At 63.2% G+C, this 17,830-nt stretch carries 18 protein-coding genes; 3 read left to right on the top strand and 15 right to left on the bottom strand.

The annotated features are described in order from the left end of the window. Window positions 1–1,404, top strand: a complete 1,404-nt coding sequence (locus ACS0OT_RS02525) for a mannose-1-phosphate guanylyltransferase/mannose-6-phosphate isomerase (RefSeq protein WP_065179127.1) — start codon at window positions 1–3, stop codon at window positions 1,402–1,404. A 103-nt stretch (window positions 1,405–1,507) separates the two neighbouring features. Here the strand turns inward: ACS0OT_RS02525 and rfbD are convergent, their stop codons facing one another. The 4 genes from rfbD to rfbB are packed head-to-tail and all read right to left on the bottom strand — an operon-like array spanning window position 1,508 to window position 4,909. Continuing rightward, on the bottom strand, window positions 1,508–2,401 hold the full coding sequence (rfbD, locus tag ACS0OT_RS02520; RefSeq protein WP_065186259.1) for a dTDP-4-dehydrorhamnose reductase: 894 nt from the start codon (window positions 2,399–2,401) through the stop codon (window positions 1,508–1,510). Continuing rightward, a complete protein-coding gene (rfbC, locus tag ACS0OT_RS02515; protein WP_134967769.1) occupies window positions 2,398–2,955 on the bottom strand; it encodes a dTDP-4-dehydrorhamnose 3,5-epimerase in 558 nt (185 codons plus the stop codon). The genes rfbD and rfbC overlap by 4 nt, the downstream gene beginning before the upstream one ends. Then, a complete protein-coding gene (gene rfbA / locus ACS0OT_RS02510; protein ID WP_065186261.1) occupies window positions 2,952–3,839 on the bottom strand; it encodes a glucose-1-phosphate thymidylyltransferase RfbA in 888 nt (295 codons plus the stop codon). The genes rfbC and rfbA overlap by 4 nt, the downstream gene beginning before the upstream one ends. Window positions 3,840–3,853: 14 nt before the next feature. Then, the gene (rfbB, locus tag ACS0OT_RS02505; protein ID WP_262089951.1) at window positions 3,854–4,909 is read right to left on the bottom strand and encodes a dTDP-glucose 4,6-dehydratase; all 1,056 of its coding nucleotides are present in this window, start codon (window positions 4,907–4,909) and stop codon (window positions 3,854–3,856) included. 263 nt (window positions 4,910–5,172) lie between these two features. On the opposite strand from rfbB, the gene ACS0OT_RS02500 reads away from it, so the two are divergent. Together ACS0OT_RS02500 and ACS0OT_RS02495 are read left to right on the top strand one after the other, a co-directional pair. After that, a complete protein-coding gene (locus ACS0OT_RS02500) occupies window positions 5,173–5,919 on the top strand; it encodes an electron transfer flavoprotein subunit beta/FixA family protein (protein WP_057494113.1) in 747 nt (248 codons plus the stop codon). Beyond that, window positions 5,919–6,860, top strand: coding sequence for an electron transfer flavoprotein subunit alpha/FixB family protein (locus ACS0OT_RS02495; RefSeq protein ID WP_139726705.1), 942 nt, complete (start codon window positions 5,919–5,921; stop codon window positions 6,858–6,860). The genes ACS0OT_RS02500 and ACS0OT_RS02495 overlap by 1 nt, the downstream gene beginning before the upstream one ends. A 25-nt stretch (window positions 6,861–6,885) precedes the next feature. Here ACS0OT_RS02495 and ACS0OT_RS02490 read toward each other — a convergent pair whose 3' ends face one another. The 11 genes from ACS0OT_RS02490 to ACS0OT_RS02440 all read right to left on the bottom strand — a co-directional run bounded on the left by ACS0OT_RS02490 (window position 6,886) and on the right by ACS0OT_RS02440 (window position 17,785). Next, on the bottom strand, window positions 6,886–7,551 hold the full coding sequence (locus ACS0OT_RS02490) for a PglD-related sugar-binding protein (protein ID WP_139726704.1): 666 nt from the start codon (window positions 7,549–7,551) through the stop codon (window positions 6,886–6,888). Window positions 7,552–7,581: 30 nt separating this feature from the next. Continuing rightward, on the bottom strand, window positions 7,582–8,790 hold the full coding sequence (locus ACS0OT_RS02485) for an acyl-CoA reductase (protein WP_111008207.1): 1,209 nt from the start codon (window positions 8,788–8,790) through the stop codon (window positions 7,582–7,584). Next, a complete protein-coding gene (locus ACS0OT_RS02480) occupies window positions 8,787–9,935 on the bottom strand; it encodes a LuxE/PaaK family acyltransferase (RefSeq protein ID WP_442256026.1) in 1,149 nt (382 codons plus the stop codon). The genes ACS0OT_RS02485 and ACS0OT_RS02480 overlap by 4 nt, the downstream gene beginning before the upstream one ends. Continuing rightward, window positions 9,880–11,271: an AMP-binding protein gene (locus ACS0OT_RS02475; RefSeq protein ID WP_139726702.1), complete on the bottom strand. Its 1,392-nt coding sequence runs from the start codon at window positions 11,269–11,271 to the stop codon at window positions 9,880–9,882. Before ACS0OT_RS02475 ends, ACS0OT_RS02480 begins: the two co-directional genes overlap by 56 nt. Next, window positions 11,271–12,023 (bottom strand): SDR family NAD(P)-dependent oxidoreductase, encoded by a 753-nt coding sequence (locus ACS0OT_RS02470; protein WP_111008204.1) that lies wholly within the window; start codon window positions 12,021–12,023, stop codon window positions 11,271–11,273. The genes ACS0OT_RS02475 and ACS0OT_RS02470 overlap by 1 nt, the downstream gene beginning before the upstream one ends. Window position 12,024: 1 nt before the next feature. After that, a complete protein-coding gene (locus ACS0OT_RS02465) occupies window positions 12,025–12,267 on the bottom strand; it encodes an acyl carrier protein (RefSeq protein ID WP_043398768.1) in 243 nt (80 codons plus the stop codon). Between the two features lie 5 nt (window positions 12,268–12,272). Next, on the bottom strand, window positions 12,273–13,229 hold the full coding sequence (locus ACS0OT_RS02460; RefSeq protein ID WP_111008203.1) for a glycosyltransferase family 2 protein: 957 nt from the start codon (window positions 13,227–13,229) through the stop codon (window positions 12,273–12,275). Then, complete coding sequence (locus tag ACS0OT_RS02455; RefSeq protein WP_111008202.1) at window positions 13,226–14,356, bottom strand: DegT/DnrJ/EryC1/StrS family aminotransferase; 1,131 nt, start codon at window positions 14,354–14,356, stop codon at window positions 13,226–13,228. Before ACS0OT_RS02455 ends, ACS0OT_RS02460 begins: the two co-directional genes overlap by 4 nt. Before the next feature lie 4 nt (window positions 14,357–14,360). Further along, a complete protein-coding gene (locus ACS0OT_RS02450; protein WP_080375070.1) occupies window positions 14,361–14,777 on the bottom strand; it encodes a GtrA family protein in 417 nt (138 codons plus the stop codon). Between the two features lie 90 nt (window positions 14,778–14,867). Beyond that, window positions 14,868–16,760, bottom strand: coding sequence for a hypothetical protein (locus ACS0OT_RS02445; RefSeq protein ID WP_164093336.1), 1,893 nt, complete (start codon window positions 16,758–16,760; stop codon window positions 14,868–14,870). A gap of 227 nt (window positions 16,761–16,987) precedes the next feature. After that, entirely contained in the window at window positions 16,988–17,785 is a 798-nt protein-coding gene (locus ACS0OT_RS02440; protein WP_164093335.1) for a methyltransferase domain-containing protein, read from the bottom strand. Window positions 17,786–17,830 lie beyond the last annotated feature (45 nt).

The raw sequence follows: 17,830 nt of genomic DNA, 5'->3' as shown, positions 1-17,830 counted from the left end.
ATGAGCAGCATCCAGCCCGTCATCCTGTCCGGTGGATCCGGTACCCGCCTGTGGCCGCTGTCGCGCGAGGCGTACCCGAAGCAGTTCCTGCCGCTGGCGGGTGAACTGACGATGCTGCAGGCCACCTGGAAGCGCGTGGCGCCGATCGCCGCGCGCGGACCGCTGGTGATCGCCAACGAAGAGCATCGCTTCGTCGCCGCCGAGCAGCTGCAGCAGGTTGGCGCCGAGCCGGCCGCGATCATCCTCGAGCCGGTCGGCCGCAACACGGCCCCGGCGATCGCGGTGGCCGCGCTGGAGGCCACCCGCGACGGTGCCGACGCCCTGCTGCTGGTGTTGCCGTCCGATCACGTGATCACCAACGAGACTGCGTTCCGCAGCGCCGTGCAGGCGGCGGCCGGCGCTGCCGAGGCCGGCAAGCTGGTGACCTTCGGCATCGTGCCGACCGGGCCGGAAACCGGCTACGGCTACATCAAGGCCGCCGATGGCCAGGGCCTGCGTGCGGTCGAGCGCTTCGTCGAGAAGCCGGACCTGGATACCGCGACCGGCTACGTCAGCAGCGGCCAGTACTACTGGAACAGTGGCATGTTCCTGTTCAAGGCCTCGCGCTACCTGCAGGAACTGGAACGCTTCCAGCCCGCGATGCTGGCTGGCAGCCGCCAGGCCTGGCAGCAGGCGCGCCGAGATGCCGACTTCACCCGCCTGGACAAGGACGCCTTCACTGCCGTTCCGTCCGATTCGATCGACTACGCGGTGATGGAGAAGACCGCCGATGCGGTGGTGATTCCATTGGATGCGGGCTGGAACGATGTCGGTTCGTGGACTGCCCTGCGCGACGTCTCGCAGCAGGACGGCGATGGCAACGCGCACCAGGGCGACGTGATCGCCATCGACTGCCGCAATACCTATGCCTACGGCCAGCGCCTGGTGGCCATGGTCGGCCTCGATGACGTGATCGTGGTCGAGACCGACGATGCGGTGCTGGTGGGCAAGGCCGACCGCATGCAGGAGGTCAAGACCGTGGTGGCACAGCTCAAGGCCGAAGGCCGCAGCGAGGCCACCTGGCACCGCAAGGTCTATCGCCCGTGGGGCGCCTACGATTCGATCGACAACGGCGAGCGCTTCCAGGTCAAGCGCATCACGGTCAAGCCCGGCGGCACGCTGAGCCTGCAGATGCACCACCATCGCGCCGAGCACTGGATCGTGGTCAGCGGCACCGCCGAGGTGACCCGTGGCGATGAAGTGATCCTGCTCAGCGAGAACCAGAGCACCTACATTCCGCTGGGCGTAACCCACCGCCTGCGCAACCCGGGCAAGCTGCCGCTGGAACTGATCGAAGTGCAGTCCGGCAGCTACCTCGGCGAGGATGACATCGTGCGCTTCGAGGATACCTACGGGCGCAGCTGAGGTTTGCCCGGGGTCGGAACCCGTTGCTGCGCAGCGGGCTCTGACCCGTTCCTGATCGGCCCGGCCGCGCTGCATCGCCGGGCATGGCCCGGCGCTACGGCCATCAGGCAATCTCCGCCATCACCCGCTTCAGGCCATCCTGCCAGGTCGGCAGCACGATGCCGAAATCCTGCTGCAGCTTGCGGTTGTCCAGCACCGACCAGGCCGGGCGCTTGGCCGGGGTCGGATACTCGGAACTGGGAATCGCCTCGACCGTCGGCACCTTGGCCAACACGCCGCTGGCCAATGCCTCGGCGAAGATCGCTTCGGCGAACCCATGCCAGCTGGTCTGGCCGCTGGCGGTCAGGTGCCAGGTCCCGGACAGCTGCTCCGGATGCTGCAGCGCCTGCAAGGTGACATCAGCGATCAGCGCGGCCGGCGTTGGCGTGCCGATCTGGTCGGCCACCACCCGCAACGCATCGCGTTCGGCCCCGACGCGCAGCATGGTGCGCAGGAAGTTCGCGCCGTGCGAGGCATACACCCACGCCGTGCGGAAAATCAGATGGCGGCCACCGGCCGCACGCACCGCGTCCTCGCCATCGCGCTTGCTGGTGCCATACACGCCCAGTGGCGCGGTCGGCTCGTCCTCGCGGTAGGGGGCGCTGCCCTGGCCATCGAACACGTAGTCGGTGGAGTAATGCACGAACGGCACGCCGTGCGCCGCACACCAGCGCGCGATCACGCCCGGTGCCTGCGCGTTGGCAGCGAACGCAGCGTCCGCATCCTGTTCGGCACGATCCACCGCCGTGTAGGCCGCGGCATTGACCACCAGCGACGGCTGCACGCGATCCAGCAGTGCCGGCAGGCTGTCGGGCTGGCCGAAGTCGGCCGTTTCGCACGCACTGCCGTCCGGCAGCTGGCCGCTGCGGGTAGTCGCGACCACCTTGCCCAGCGGCACCAGCGCGCGCAGCAGCTCCTGGCCGACCTGGCCATTGCCACCGAACACCAGCACGGTCATGGCACGTAGACCGGCAGGCGGTCTTCAGCAATGTCCTTCAGGAATGGCGCGTTCTCGTCCTTGGCCGACAAGGTCGGGGCACTGACCGGCCAGTCCACGGCGATGTCAGCGTCGTTCCAGCGGATACCCGCATCGGCTTCCTTGACGTAGACATCCGTGCACAGATAGCTGAACAGAGCGCGCTCGGACAGCACGGCGAATCCGTGGGCGAAGCCTTCCGGAATCCAGAACTGCCGCCTGTTTTCTGCGCTCAGTACCACCGCTTCCCAACGCCCGAAGGTCGGCGAGCCGCGGCGGATATCCACGGCGACGTCGTAGACCTCGCCCTCCAGCACGGTCACCAGCTTGCCCTGCGGGCGCGGCCACTGGTAATGCAGGCCACGCAGCACGCCCTTGGCAGAGGTGGAGACATTGCTCTGCACGAAGCGCTCCGGCAGGCCCAATGCAGCGAAGCGCTCAGCGTTCCAGGTTTCGTAGAAGAAGCCACGTTCGTCGCCGAACACCGCCGGCTCGATGACCCGGCACCCCGGCAGTGACGTCTCGATCACTTTCACGGAACCACTCCGCGCTGGGCCAGCGTGTGCAGGTACTGGCCGTAGCCATTCTTGATCAGCGGCGCAGCCAGTGCTTCCAGCTGCTCGGCACTGATCCAGCCCTTGCCGAACGCGATTTCTTCCGGGCAGCAGACCTGCAGGCCCTGGCGAGTCTGGATGGTCTCGATGAAGTTGGACGCCTCCAGCAGCGACTGATGAGTACCGGTGTCCAGCCAGGCGTAGCCACGGCCCAGCGCTTCCAGATGCAGGTTGCCTTCGGCCAGGTAGCGCTTGTTGAGATCGGTGATTTCCAGCTCACCACGCGGCGACGGCTTGAGTTCGGCCGCATGCGCGCTGGCATTGCCGTCGTAGAAGTACAGGCCGGTCACTGCGTAGTTCGAGCGCGGTTTCTCCGGCTTCTCGACCAGGTCGATGACCTTGCCACTCTTGTCGAACTCGGCCACGCCATAGCGCTCCGGGTCATTGACCCAGTAACCGAACACCGTGGAGCCTTCCACGCGCTCATCGGCGCGCTTGAGTACGTCGCGCAGGCCATGGCCGTGGAAGATGTTGTCGCCCAGCACCAGGCAGCTCGGCTTGCCGGCGACGAAATCACGGCCGATCAGGTAGGCCTGCGCCAGGCCGTCCGGACTCGGCTGCACCGCGTACTGGATGTCCATGCCCCACTGCGAGCCGTCGCCCAGCAACTGCTGGAACAGCGCCTGCTCGTGCGGGGTGTTGATGATCAGCACTTCGCGGATGCCCGCCAGCATCAGCACGCTGAGCGGGTAGTAGATCATCGGCTTGTCGTACACCGGCAGCAGCTGCTTGCTGACGCCCTTGGTGATCGGATACAGCCGGGTGCCGGAGCCACCAGCCAGAATGATGCCTTTACGCTGCGTCATGTCGTCTCCAGGATTCAGGCCGCAGTGCCGATGCGCTGCAGACGGTAGCTGCCGTCCAGCACGCCGTTGACCCAGTCCTGGTTGTCCAGGTACCAGTCGACGGTGAAGGCGATGCCCTGCTCGAAGGTGTAGGCCGGTTCCCAGCCCAGATCGTTCTTCAGCTTGGACGCATCGATCGCATAGCGGCGGTCATGGCCGGGGCGGTCAGTGACATAGGTGATCTGGCTGCTGCGCGGCTGGCCGTCTTCGCGCGGACGGCGCTGGTCCAGCAACGCGCAGATGGCCTGCACTACTTCGATGTTCTGCTTTTCCGAATTGCCGCCGACGTTGTAAGTCTCGCCGACCTGGCCCTTGGCCAGCACGGTGCGGATCGCTTCGCAGTGATCGGACACGAACAGCCAGTCACGCACCTGCTTGCCATCGCCGTACACCGGCAGCGGCTCGCCGGCCAGCGCCTTGGCGATCACCAGCGGGATCAGCTTCTCGGGGAAGTGGTACGGGCCGTAGTTGTTGGAGCAATTGGTCGTCAGTACCGGCAACCCGTAGGTGTGGTGGAAGGCACGCACCAGGTGGTCCGAAGCGGCCTTCGACGCCGAGTACGGCGAATTCGGGGCATACGGGGTGGTTTCGCTGAACTTGCCGGTCTCGCCCAGGGTGCCGTACACCTCGTCGGTGGACACGTGCAGGAAGCGGAAGGCCGCGCCCTGTTCGGCCGGCAGCGCCTTCCAGTAGTCACGGACCGCTTCCAGCAGGCCCAGGGTGCCCACCACGTTGGTCTGGATGAACGCACCCGGGCCGTCGATGGAACGGTCCACGTGGCTCTCAGCGGCGAAATTCATTACGGCGTCGGGCTGGTGTTCGGCCAGCAGGCGGGTGACCAGGGCGCTGTCGCCGATGTCACCCTGCACGAACACGTGGTTCGGGTTGCCGTCCAGGCTGGACAGGGTCTTCAGATTGCCGGCATAGGTCAGGGCGTCGAGATTGACGACCTTGATGCCACGGGCGACCGCTTCGAGAACAAAGTTACCGCCAATGAATCCGGCACCGCCGGTGACAAGCCATGTGGGCACTACTTGTTCTCCTGATCGAAATTCATCCAAGGGGTGCCATGAAGCACCCCAGCACAGCAGCACAGGATACATGTGGTTCGTCTTCACGACTGCCTGCGTGACGTGAACGACGCACTGGATTCACGCGAGCCATGCCGCAGCGCAGCATAACCATACGCATTCGCATGGTCGCCCCAAGCCAGCTAGAATCGGGATCCCACCCCCGAACCGGTTGCTTTACGAGGACCGGACGTTCTCCCCGTTATTGAAGGACCCCGTACCAGATGAAAATCCTCGTCGCGTACAAGCGCGTGGTGGACTACAACGTCCGCATTCAGGTCAAGCCGGACGGTTCCGGCGTGGTCACCGACGGCGTCAAGCTGTCCCCCAATCCCTTCGATGAAATCGCCCTGGAAGAAGCCCTGCGCCTGCGCGACAAGGGCATCGCCAGCGAGGTCGTGGTCGCCACCATCGCCCCGGCCGACGCCCAGGCGCACCTGCGCAATGGCCTGGCCATGGGCGCCAACCGTGCGGTCCATGTGGTCACCGACCAGGCCATCCAGCCGCTGACCGCCGCCCGCACCCTGCTCAAGCTGATCGAGAAGGAACAGCCGGACCTGGTGATCCTCGGCAAGCAGGCCATCGACGACGACGCCAACCAGACCGGCCAGATGCTGGCCACGCTGTGGGGCCGTCCGCAGGCGACCTTCGCCAGCAAGCTCGAGATCGCAGACGGCAAGGCCACGGTGACCCGCGAAGTCGACGCCGGCCTGGAAACGCTGGAAGTCGATCTGCCGGCGGTGGTCACCACCGACCTGCGCCTGAACGAGCCGCGCTTCATCAAGCTGCCGGACATCATGAAGGCCAAGGCCAAGCCGCTGGAAACCCTGCAGCTGGCCGACCTCGGCGTTGAAGCCGCCGACACCTTCAAGACCACCCAGTACGCCGCACCGTCCAAGCGCAGCAAGGGTGTGATGGTCAAGGACGCGGCCGAACTGGTGGCCGCACTCAAGCAGAAGGGGCTGCTGTAATGAGCAAGATTCTCGTCATCGCCGAGCACCACGACGGCAAGCTCAACGCCGCCACCGCCAAGACCGTCAGCGCTGCCGCCGCCATCGGCGGTGCCAGCATCGATGTCGTGGTGCTGGCCGCCGATCCGGCCGCCGTCGCCGCCGAGGCCGCGAAGATCAGTGGCGTCGCCAAGGTCCTGACCGTGGCCAACGCCGCCAACGCGCAGGCCATCGCCCAGGTGCTGGCGCCGCAGATCGCGCAGCTGGCCAAGGGCTACACCCACGTGTTCGGCCCATCGACCACTTTCGGCAAGGACCTGATGCCGTGCGTGGCCGCGCTGCTGGGCGTCAACCAGGTCTCCGACCTGATGACCGTTGAAGGCAGCCATACCTTCAAGCGCCCGATCTACGCCGGCAACGCGATCATCACCGTTGAAGTCCCGGCCGACCAGATCGTGGTCGCCACCGTGCGTGCCGCCTCGTGGCCGGAAGCCGCCCAGGGCGGCAGCGCCGCCATCGAAGCGGCCAGCGTCGATGCTGCCCTGCCGACCCACACCCGCTTCGTCGGCCTCGCCGCGGGTGCCAGCGACCGCCCGGACCTGCAGAGCGCCAAGCGCGTGGTCTCCGGTGGCCGTGGCGTCGGTTCGGAAGAGAACTTCAAGGTGATCTTCCAGCTGGCCGACAAGCTCGGTGCCGCCGTGGGTGCCTCGCGTGCCGCGGTCGATGCCGGCTACGTGCCCAGCGACCTGCAGGTCGGCCAGACCGGCAAGATCATCGCCCCGGAGCTGTATGTGGCGGTGGGCATCAGCGGTGCGATCCAGCATCTGACCGGCATCAAGGACGCCGGTACGATCGTGGCAATCAACAAGGATCCGGATTCGCCGATCTTTGAAATTGCCGATATTGGGTTGGTGGGGGATCTGTTTGCGATCCTGCCGGAGCTGGAAGCGGCGCTGGCTTGATCCGCTCCGATCGTGCTCCGGATCGTTAGGTCCGGAGCGCGATCACCTGATAGGTTCCGCGCGCGGAGACCATCTGGCGATCACCTGCACTTGCGCGCACACCGGTATGGCTGTCGACAATGCACCCGGCTCCCAAACGGGTCCTGGGATAGATCGTCGCGCGGGTACCCAGGAAGCAATCGTCGCCGATCGACGCATCGCCATTGAGCGCAGCGTAGGGAGAAAGGATGCTGAACTCCCCGACATGGGCACCGTGGCCCACACTGCAATGCACGTTCACCGCCGCTCCCCGGCCCAGCGTCGCATTGCGGTTGATCACGCTGAAGGGACACACCAGTACACCATCCCCGAACTGCGCATTCGGAGAGATCACCGTGTTGGCCGACACGAACGGGGGAGCGTACACCCCCATCTCCCAGAGACGTGACAGGATGAGTCGACGTCCCTTCACCGAGCCAACCGCAACGACCACAGCTTCGCGTTCTACGGGCCGATAGTCGCCGATTGCCCCAAGGTGGGTCGAACCAAGCTGGGCAGGAATCGGATTATCTGCACCGTCATCAATGAATCCGGAGATCATCGGCCCGCCACCGCGGGCGTCTGCACTGAGGTAATCGAAGACTTCCATGCCGAAGCCACCGGCCCCGGCAATCACCACCGAATCGATGGCACGATCATTAAGCAATGGCATCCGTCTTCTCCGTTCTGAACGTAACTTCGATCAGGCGACCGTGATTTCGCGCGTGAACACGGTCATCAGATCAAAACCATCCCAGACACTGCTGAAATCAAGCGCACTTCCCACCGGTACGAAGCGGTCAACACCGGCCAACGGCGCCTGCTGCACGAAGGACCGCAGCTGATCCGATGGCATACCGAGGTAGGAAACCGTTTGAACCTTGCGGGAAAGCAGTGGGCGAAGCGCATCCAGATGCGCAATACGAGACTCGAAGAAGAGTCCCGCACCGCAATGTGCATCGGCATGCAATGCCGGAACCTCAAGCCAGAGGCGCGCAACATTGTTGCCGCTCGCCGCCGGAATGCTGACATCGGCCTCGATGGAAAGCACATCCTGCGCGATTCGCTTGTTCACATAGTCGACGTCGCCGAAGGAAACACCCTTTTCCCGTACCTTCTGTTCCAATGCGGGCCAGAAGCCGTCCCGTGCCTGATCCACCTGCGCCGGGCTTCCGATCCAGAGAATCAGCCGCGGCGACGAACAGGCCATCTGATCGAACCAATAGGCATCGTTGAAGAACCCATCGATCCAGCGCGCCTTCTGCTCGGGCGAAGCGAATATCCAGCCGGCCGCATCGAAGAGACCGAGCGAGAACTTGTTTGCAAATGCAATCTCGGTCGCAGTCGGTGGCAAGGGCACCTGACGGATGGCTGCAACTGTCGCATCGCCGCCCCAGATAACACGCGTATCGCAGTGAGCGGACAACAATGCAGTGGTGCGAGCATCAGCCGCATAGCGCACCACCAGGCTGCGCCTGGCAATCTCGGCATGCTCAGGACGCGTGCTTACCCGGCCGATGGCAGCAACCAACAGGTCGGTCTGCACCGATGCCTTCGTCGACAACCTGACGATGTTGCGGTTACCACACAGGAGCGAAATGAACCAGGAGTAGACAAAGATCGTGTCCACGTTGGAAGGCGCGAAATGCAGAACCGTTCCGCGTGCCACTGACAGATGACCGTCGTGACGGCGACCATGGGCTTCCTTCAGCCGCACGATGTTCGAGCGCCGCATCCAGAATGCCAGCGCGCTCAGCTCGGGATAACTCCGTGCCTCCGGCATGCGGAACAGCTCTGCAGACAGAGCATCGACGAATGCCACCGAGGGCTCGGCGAACGCGGGAAGCGGAGGGGCCTCGGCCAAGACCTCCAGGTCAGGGGCCGTCGCGATAAGGGACTCGTAATTACTCATGGGCGTGCATCAAAGGGGGCGGTTGCCGCATCGGCAGCATGGGTATCGCTGCAACCACGCAGTTCTGCGCGCGCCACCCGGCCATGCACGCGGAACGTGCGGCCCAGGCGGCCACACGGACAATCGTCCACGCCGGTCCACTCGCCGATGTCCTCGGTCAGCAGGCTATGGCCCGGGTAACTCGTAGGCAACACCGACAGCACCTGGATAAGGCCTGGCACGTTTGCCGGCAGAGGCTCCCACGTGCTCGGCGCACGGATCTTCACATCAGCAAAGGCAGGACAGTGCAGGCGACCGTGCTCGCACTCGACGAAGATCGAACCAACCTGTTCGACCATACCGTAGAAATTGTGCACAGCGCCGATACTGAAACTCTCGGCCAGCGACCGCTTGAACTCTTCATTGCTTACCGCCTCATCCTGCAGCTTCTTCCAGCCACCACTGTGGATGAGTACGGCATCACTGAACCGCGGCACATCACTGCGCCCCTTCAACGCCTGGACAAAGTACTTCCAGACCATGAAGGTGAAGCCGAACAGGAACACGCGCTGGCCGGCATGCCGCTCCAGGAACGCATTCACTGCGTCGAGATTGATCGACATATCGTCGTTCAATGCGTAGGTATGGTCACGCCCAAAATTGGACAGGCCAAGAATGCCAGCGCCACGCGCGGAAAAATTGGCGCGATCCTTCACCACACCGGGATGATCGATGATGAGCATCGGCAGGCGCGCCTTGCCGAGGAACTGCTGCATGATCAGCACCAGCGCGCGCGTTTGCGCAGCCGCCGTATCGCGATCAAGGATGATCCTGGAGACCGTCTGCGACGTCGTGCCCGACGAGGTGAGGACCTTGAAGCGCTGATCGGCCGGGGTCGAGCTGAGCTCGAACTCCTTGAACAGGCGTACGGGCAGGAAAGGAATCTGGTCGACGCTTTGTTCCGAGCCGGGCGTATGCCCGTGGGCCTGCAGCACGCGCGCATAGGGCGTGCAGTGCTCGGCATGATGCACGGTCAAGCTGCTCAGCAGCTGCTTGAGCAGGACTTCCTTCTCGGCAGCCCCGACGCCATAGACAGGCAGGTCAAAGTAATCACGTTGCACGGGCCGCCCCTTGGCCTGCCTCAGCCTGTTGAAGGAGATCTGCATACAGAATCTTGCCCGACGAGGACAGCGGAATGGCGTCGACCGGCAGCACCCTCACCGCGATTGGATTCAGCTTGTAGCGCGCCGCGATATCCCGCCTCAGACGCTCGCAGGCATCATCCTCAGGCCGGACAAGGATCGCGACAACAAGGTCGTCGCGTCCGGTCATGACCACATCCCAGCCATCGGCTCGCAGCTTGGACTCCATCTCGTCCAGGCCGAAGCGGTTGCCGAATACCTTGATCATCCGCTTCAAGCGGCCAACCACGTAGTAGTACCCGTCGTCGTCAAAACGCGCCAGGTCACCCGTACTGAGCACACCCTGCTGGATGTCGCCCAACGCCAGATCGCCAGGACCCTCGGCGTACCCCAGCATCACATTCGCGCCGCGATAGCGCAGCTCACCCACCTCACCGGCCCGCTCGATGGCCCGCCCCTGCTCGTCCACCAACGATAGCATTCCGCCTGGAATGGCAACACCAACCGACCCGATCTTGCTGGCCAACACGTCATGGGGGACATAGGCAATCCGGGCTGTGGCCTCGGTCTGGCCGTACATCACGAAGAAGCGCTGGCCGCGCTGCTCGGCCAAGTTGTGGAACCACTCGATGGTCGACTCGGCCAAGCGGCCTCCCGCCTGCGTCAGGGTCTGCAGTGAAGGCAGCGACATGCGCTCGAAGCGGAACTGCTTCAGCATCTCGTAGTGGGTCGGAACACCGGAGAGACTCGTCGCTTCGTGCTGCCGGAAAAAGTCCCAGAATGACCTGGAAACCACGGACTCGGCAGTCAGCAGCAACGTCGCACCGGCCAGCAGGTGACTGTTGATCACCGACAGACCGTAGGAGTAATGCATGGGCAACGAGGTGATTGCCCGCTGCGCGCTGTCGATCCCCAGGTAATCCTGGATCGACTGGGCGTTGGCCTGCAGGTTTCCTGCAGAAAGACGCACCAGCTTTGACGATCCCGTGCTACCCGATGTCGGCAGCAGGACTGCCAGTTCAGCAGAAACGGCGGCCGCGCGCCTGCCAGTTGCATGCCACTGGCCATCAGGACGGCGCACGTGGCTGATGCTGTAATGATCAATGACCTGCTCGCGCAGTGTGTCGTTCAACGAGGCATCCAGCAGCAGTACGGGCTGCCCTGCACGCAGCGCGCCCAGATAGGCCAGCAGGTTGTCCAGCGTATTGGCGCATTCGAGGGCGATGACGCCCCAGGCCGGATCGACAGCAGCCCACGCAGCGTCCGCGCGCGCGGCCAGTTCGCGGTATGCCAGTGACTCTCCGCCGGGAAGGATCACGGCAATCTGGTCGCCGTGCTGTTCCAGTACGCGGGCGAACATCAGATCAGCATCCCGCCGTCGACCCCGATCACCTGACCGGTCACATAGGACGCCAGATCCGATCCGAGGAAGACTGCCACGTTGGCCACCTCTGCCGGCGCACCCACCCGGTCCATGGCGATGGACGCAACGCGTTCGGCATATTTCTCCGAACCAATGGAGCGCGCCATGTCCGTGTCGATGAATCCTGGCGCGATCGCATTGACGCGGATGTTGTTCGGCGCGAGCTCCTTGGAGAGCGAGAGGGTGATGCCGACCACGGCCGCTTTGCTGCCACCGTAGACCGCCTGGCCAACGTTGCCGGTCACGCCGATGATGGATGCAAGATTGATGATCGAGCCACCACCGTTGCGTGCCATCAGTCGGCTCGCATACTGGGCACAATACAGGACGCCATAGGTGTTGACCGAGAATACCGCCTGGATCTGCTCGGGCGTGACCATGCCGATAAGGGCATCCTGCAGGACGCCCGCGTTCGAAACGAGCACGTCCAGCCGGCGGTGCTGCTTGAACACGGACTGGAAAGCATCACGCACGGAAACCGGATCGGTCACGTCAAGCGGAACCGCCTCCAGCCGTGCCTCAGGCATGCTCGTGCGCACGCTGTCGAGCAGCGGCTGCAGAGCGGCGGTGTCCCTGGCAGTCGCCACAACGTGTGCGCCCTGCTGCAGGTAGGCACGAACCGTTGCCTCTCCGATGCCGCGGGACGCCCCCGTGATAAGGGCAACCTTTCCTTCCAGCAAACCGGCCATATCAGAACTCGACGCCGTGCTTCGCCAGGATTTCCTTGGCCTTGGCGACCGAGCTCATATCGATGATGTCATCAGTGTCGAACATGACATCGAACTCATTCTCAAGCTGCGAAACCAGCAGCATGTGGGCAATCGAATCCCATTCCGGAATGCTGTTGTAAAGCAGGCCATCGACCACGCGGGAAGCGTCGATGTTCAGGGCAGCCGAATAGACCGATACCAGTCGCTCGTCGTTGTTACTCATCAGTGTTACTCCAGCTCATTCTTGGAAATGGCAGCCTTTTCAGCTGTATCTTCTCGGACGATGTACATCGGCTTGGCACGGATCTCGTCGAGAATCCGCCACAGGTATTCGCCGATGACACCCAGCATCAACATGATCATGCCGCCCACCACCAGGATCGCCACCATGATCGGCGCCCAGCCCGAGAACGGCGTCAGGTCGAACAGGCGCGAGACCGCGATCACGACGGCATAGCAAAGCCCCAGCATGGCCAGCACGGTGCCGGACAAGGACATGAGACGGATCGGAAGATAGGAACCGTCGATGATGAAATCGAAGGCCAGTTTCAGCTTCTTGCTGAAGTTGTACTGCGACTTGCCGATCTCGCGCTTGCGCCGCACGTACGGAATGTAGGCGGTCGGGAAGCCGGCCCAGAGCACGTCACCCTGGAAGAAACGATGGCGCCCCTTCATGCTCATGAAGAGCGTCAGCGCACGGCGGCTCATCAGGGTGAAATCGAACCCGCCCGCCGGCATGTTCGGGTTGGACATGCGCAGGATGCCGTAGACAATGCGGGAAAACATCGAGGAAGTGAAGTTGTCCTCACGGTCCGCACGATGCGCGATGACCACTTCATTGCCCTGTTCCCACTTGCGGATCATCTCGGCGGTCAACTCGATCGGATCCTGCATGTCTGCGGACATGTTGATGACCGCGTCGCCGCTGGCGGCGTCGAAGCCGGCCAACGTAGCCGACAGCTGGCCGAAGTTGCGGGTGAAGGAGATCGATCGCACGCGCGGATCCTGCGCACTGACACGCAGCATCTCTGCATGGGAGCCATCCTTGGAGCCATCATTCACGAACACGATCTCGTAGTCGTGTTCGGGCAGGCTGGTGGCGAACAGGTCGCGGATCCCAGCCCAGGTCAGCTCGATTGAACCTTCATTGTGATAGACCGGAATGACGTAGCTGATCGTGCTCACTGGACGACTCCGGCGGTCTCGGTGGAAATCGCCCGTGCGAGCGAATCGACCACGGTACCGATCTCCTCGTCAGTGATACCGGCGAAGAACGGCAGACCGAGGATGCGGTCGCCGATGGCAGCGGTAACACCCAGCGAGTCCGAGCGGTCGAAATGGGCCAGCACGCCATGCGCGTGCAACGGCGGGCAGTACCACCGCCGGGTATCGATACCCTGCTCGCGCAATGCGTCACCGATGGCCAGCGCGTCGACACCGTCAGGCAGGAGCACCGGAAGCAGCGGATAGATACCATCGGGATCCTTTTCTTGCAGCCCCACGCTCGGGCAGGCCTGCTGCAGCTTACGCAGGTAGCGGGCATGCAGCTCGCGCCGCTGCTCGACAATGTCGGGCCACTCGTCCAGTGCCGCCAACCCGACTGCAGCGTGATACTCACTGAGCTTGCCGTTGGTCCCCAGTCCGATCAGCTCGCCACGGGCGGCGTCGATGCCGAAGTTGGCCAACTGACGGATGCGCCGGATGCGCTCGGCATTGAACGACACGATCAATCCGCCCTCACCGCTGCCGATGGATTTCGTCGCGTGGAAGCTGAACACAACGTCCGTCGTGCGGCCGATCGGCTGGTTCCCGAAGGCACCTGCCGCGTCGATCAGCACCGGGATACCGGTCTTTGCGCTGAAGTCATCCCAGGCGGTGACATCGTGCTGCTTGCCGAATGTACTGACCGGCATCACCAGGTCAAAGATCTCACCCCGCGCCAGCGCCTCCTCGGCAATGGCCGGAGTCAGGCACCAGCCGGAAGGGTCGATGTCGCTGAACAGCGGGGTCGCCCCCACCCTGACAATCGCCGTGGCCGTGGCGACGAAGGTGAGCGAGGGCAACAGGACCCGCGCGCCTGCACGCAAGGCAAGCGCCTGGATAGCCAGCTCGAGACCGACGGTGCAGTTGGAGACAGTCGTCAGATGGGCCGGCTCAAGCCCCTGGCCGAGTTCGGTCGCTAGGCGCTGCTCGAACTCGGCGTTCAAAGGGCCGTAATTGGTGTAAATCCGATTCTGGTCAATCTTTCGGAGATACGGATACACCTTGTCCGCAGACGGCATCCTCGGAATCAACAACGGAATACGACGCATCGGGTCACCGGGAAAAAGAGAAATACTTGTGAGCAAAATAGCTCGCGACAGTCGAAACCATCACGAACACTCCCTGGACGACGCGCGGGTCACCTTCAGAGAGCCTTATGCAGATCGGCAGTGCTACCACATTGATTGCGAATATCGTGGAGTTGGCCAGCAGGAACCGGCCGAACTCGCGTACCCAGGGCGCCCGTGAACGGAACACGAACACCCGCTGATTGACGAAGGCTATGGGAAGTGCGACCAGATAGGCGGCGACAAGAATGGCGACCGGGCCTGCCCAGGGATCCATGAGTGCGAACGTCAGCAGGAAGCAGGCATAGCCGATCACGGTATTGCCCGCGCCCACAATCAGGAATCGCAACTTCTCGGATTTGAGGAGGCGAACAATCTTCTCCTGCTCCACTTTCCACACCACCTATGCTCCCAAGCCTCGGATCGGTTGTCGCGCCCCCAAGGCGCAGGGCATTGGCTTTGTAATCTTAACATAGCCCCCTTCGGGAGCCGATCAAGGATTGGCCACTCCGATGTTGCGCAGCAGCACCCTACCCGAGTGGTCGTCAGGCAGCGTCGCATAGACATAGGCATGGGTCGCGCCGCTGGGGGCAACTGCCAGCAGGGGATAGGAACGGGGCACGAGCCCCACATCCACCACTTCGATCTGAGTCGAAATGAACCCGCCGTCCGCGCCATGCCAATTGATCTGCAGGCGCATCCTGCCGGGCTGCCCATTGGCAGACTGGGCGGTGTACAGGACAATGTGGCGATCAAGTTCCTCAGCAGCCTGCCGACGGGTCACTTCCGACAGTCCGCGGAGCTCCAATCCCTCGCTGCTTACCCGTTCATCCGGAATACCCATCCATTCCGGCCACTCCTTGCCCCCACCCAGCTGATGGGTAGGAGCTGGTAACGCCGCAGGATCCATCAGACGCTTGGCCTGTTCAGCGGATATCACGCTGAATCCCGGACGGCCGCGCAGATTGGGCTCACCCACCACAAGGCCATAGCTGAATTCCTTGACATTACCCTTGCTGAATTCGGCACGCGGATAGAGGCAATGCCCCTTCGGCAGGTTAAGGCGGCAATAGACCTTGCCATCTTCACCGAGCACCCAGCTGATGTCCGGCTCGGGCCCAGCTACGACCACACCGTCTCCAGCCTGGCGCAGGGTACTCAGCGAATCGCTGATGGATACGGCCAGACGCGCGCCGGTGATGCTGGCAATCGACCACATACTGCCGAAGAACAGGTAGAACAACTGGGTGACGGCCAGTACCGACAGGATGATGATCTGCGCCCGGTGCCGATAGCCGGCAAAGACAAACAGCAGCAGGAACGCCATGGCCGGGTACATCCAGCGGGCCTCCTGCCGCGCTGAACCGGGCAGGCTCGCAATCGCAACCAGGCCGACAATCGCGGCCAGGAAGGCCAGCATCGGCATGAAGTAGGTCGTCGAACGCCACTGCGGGCGCAGCCACGGCAGGCACCAGGCCAACAGGGAGACTGCGGCCAGCGGCACAAAGAGATACATGTAGCGGGGCGCCGCATGGTTGAACATGCCAACGAAGTACTGTGGGCCGTGATTACCACCCAGGAAAAGGTTGACCAAGTAGGTGGCCGACACTTTCATTGTGTCCAGCGATACGCTGACAGTCTGTCCGGAGGTACCCATCGCCACCGGCTGGTTGGACAGCACTTTCACGGCAACGATGTACAGGCCGAGCGGAACAACAGCAGTGACCAGGGCGAATACCAGGGGCCGGGCGCCGACTGACCTGCGCATAGGCCACCAGCGCAGCATCGCCACGCCGGACAGGCCCAGCAGCGCCAATGCGTAGCGCTCATGAGTGAACACCGCCAGGATGAAGAGCAGCAGCGCCAATCCCAGGCAGGAAGCGCGCTGGTGCTGCAGGAACACCAGACCGGGCATGGACACGGCAACACCGGCCAGGAGGAACAGGAGACTGAGCGCCTCGACCGTTCCCGAAACGTAGTCGAAGTACAGCATGATGTTGAAACGACACGCCACCATCATCGCCGCAGCCAACAGGGCAGCGCTTCGGCGAGCATTGAAATGCACCCGCGCGATCCCGTAGACCAGCGCGGCACATCCTGCCAACGCCGCACAATTGACCAGCATGGTCATCCAGCGCGGAAGATCCTGGGAGACGATGACCGCCCAGATGAAGTTCATGACGATGCGTGGCTTGTAGCTGTTCAGCCCGGTGAAAACCCCCATCAGGGTGTTGCCGCTGTGCTCTCCGAAGTTGAAGGAGAACATCTCGTCGCCGAAGTAATAGGGATGATAGAAGTAGATGGACAGCGCGAACGTCATCGCTGCGATGGCCGCCAGGTCCACCAGGCGCACCACCGTCTTTACAGCCAGGATCTTGTTAAACATCGACACACTGCTCCATTGATTCAAACCGCCGCAAGGCCTCGCTTCCTGTACGCCGCGACCACGCGGCCCACGATCCGGCAGGATCCGTGGGTAACAGCAGGCACGTACATGGCCATTCCGCCGCGATGCCATCAGCAGCCGGACCGAGATAGTAACAGTGCGACACACTGTGGGTCGCGCGCTCCGGGGCTGACCTCGAGGTAGCGCCGCAGAAGGGGCCGGACGGACTAGATGTAAGCCCGAGCGCTCTCCCGGGCCAGGATGTGCATGACCGTCCCCATGTCCTCATCAGTCAAAAGATCGACGTTGGCCTGCGGCGCCGACCAGATGCGATCAGCCAGCGGAACCTGCTGGCGTGGGTCGCCGGAAAGGACTTCGACCACGAAAGCCCAGCTCTTGCCCTGCAGCGGGAGCACGCGGAAGCCCAGAGGCTCGAACAGCCGGCGCGCAGCGCTTTCCGACCAGCAGGTGATATGCCCCCGGTGGAACGGATCAAGGTAGCCTGGATCCTCGGTCCGTACATACTCAGTCAGTCCGGTATTGAACAGAAACAGCCCCCCCGGAGCCGCGACCTTGCGTAGGGAGCTCGCCAACGACCTCGCCATCGACGGGGTCAGATGTTCAACTACTTCCACGCAGATACCACATTCGAACGTCATCCCAATGTCGGCCAGATCGCCGCACCTGTAATTCGCGTGGCTGGAGCGGTACGCCGGCTCGGGTGGAAACTTCTCTACGCCGTAGAAGCAATGCGAACTCTTCGGCAGGTAGCGCTGCACCGCATCGAGCAGAAAACCCGGTCCCGTGCCGATATCGATGAAGCGCTGGACGGGAATGGAGCAGTAGAGCAACGCCTCCCCCAACCTTGCCAACGACGACCCGAAAGACCGGTCACGTGCCGACTGCAATTCGGAGCGCCAGTAGTCCTCGTCGTATTCCCGGGGAGATTGGCCAGCATCGATCGATGCTATCAGCGCCGGGTCGGCGAATATGAAATCGCAGATGCCACATTCAAGATACTGCACGCCATCAACCACCCTGAAGGCAGTGGCCGGCTCATTGCACAGCAG

Origin of the sequence: Stenotrophomonas maltophilia group sp. RY12688, assembly GCF_052149045.1 — a bacterium.
In the GTDB taxonomy this organism is placed as follows: Bacteria; Pseudomonadota; Gammaproteobacteria; order Xanthomonadales; family Xanthomonadaceae; genus Stenotrophomonas; species Stenotrophomonas sepilia.
The sequence above is the reverse complement of the archived record's forward strand: the minus strand, read 5'-3'. Positions and strand labels throughout refer to the sequence as shown.

Bases quoted from the DNA above. Each gene is read 5' to 3' on its own strand.
- ACS0OT_RS02475 (WP_139726702.1), bottom strand. From the start codon at position 11,271: ATGTTCGCCCGCGTACTGGAACAGCACGGCGACCAGATTGCCGTGATC.
- ACS0OT_RS02485 (WP_111008207.1), bottom strand. From the start codon at position 8,790: ATGAGTAATTACGAGTCCCTTATCGCGACGGCCCCTGACCTGGAGGTC.
- ACS0OT_RS02480 (WP_442256026.1), bottom strand. From the start codon at position 9,935: ATGCAGATCTCCTTCAACAGGCTGAGGCAGGCCAAGGGGCGGCCCGTG.
- ACS0OT_RS02500 (WP_057494113.1), top strand. From the start codon at position 5,173: ATGAAAATCCTCGTCGCGTACAAGCGCGTGGTGGACTACAACGTCCGC.
- rfbD (WP_065186259.1), bottom strand. From the start codon at position 2,401: ATGACCGTGCTGGTGTTCGGTGGCAATGGCCAGGTCGGCCAGGAGCTG.
- ACS0OT_RS02465 (WP_043398768.1), bottom strand. From the start codon at position 12,267: ATGAGTAACAACGACGAGCGACTGGTATCGGTCTATTCGGCTGCCCTG.
- ACS0OT_RS02490 (WP_139726704.1), bottom strand. From the start codon at position 7,551: ATGCCATTGCTTAATGATCGTGCCATCGATTCGGTGGTGATTGCCGGG.
- ACS0OT_RS02455 (WP_111008202.1), bottom strand. From the start codon at position 14,356: ATGCGTCGTATTCCGTTGTTGATTCCGAGGATGCCGTCTGCGGACAAG.
- ACS0OT_RS02470 (WP_111008204.1), bottom strand. From the start codon at position 12,023: ATGGCCGGTTTGCTGGAAGGAAAGGTTGCCCTTATCACGGGGGCGTCC.
- ACS0OT_RS02525 (WP_065179127.1), top strand. From the start codon at position 1: ATGAGCAGCATCCAGCCCGTCATCCTGTCCGGTGGATCCGGTACCCGC.
- rfbA (WP_065186261.1), bottom strand. From the start codon at position 3,839: ATGACGCAGCGTAAAGGCATCATTCTGGCTGGTGGCTCCGGCACCCGG.
- ACS0OT_RS02495 (WP_139726705.1), top strand. From the start codon at position 5,919: ATGAGCAAGATTCTCGTCATCGCCGAGCACCACGACGGCAAGCTCAAC.
- ACS0OT_RS02445 (WP_164093336.1), bottom strand. From the start codon at position 16,760: ATGTTTAACAAGATCCTGGCTGTAAAGACGGTGGTGCGCCTGGTGGAC.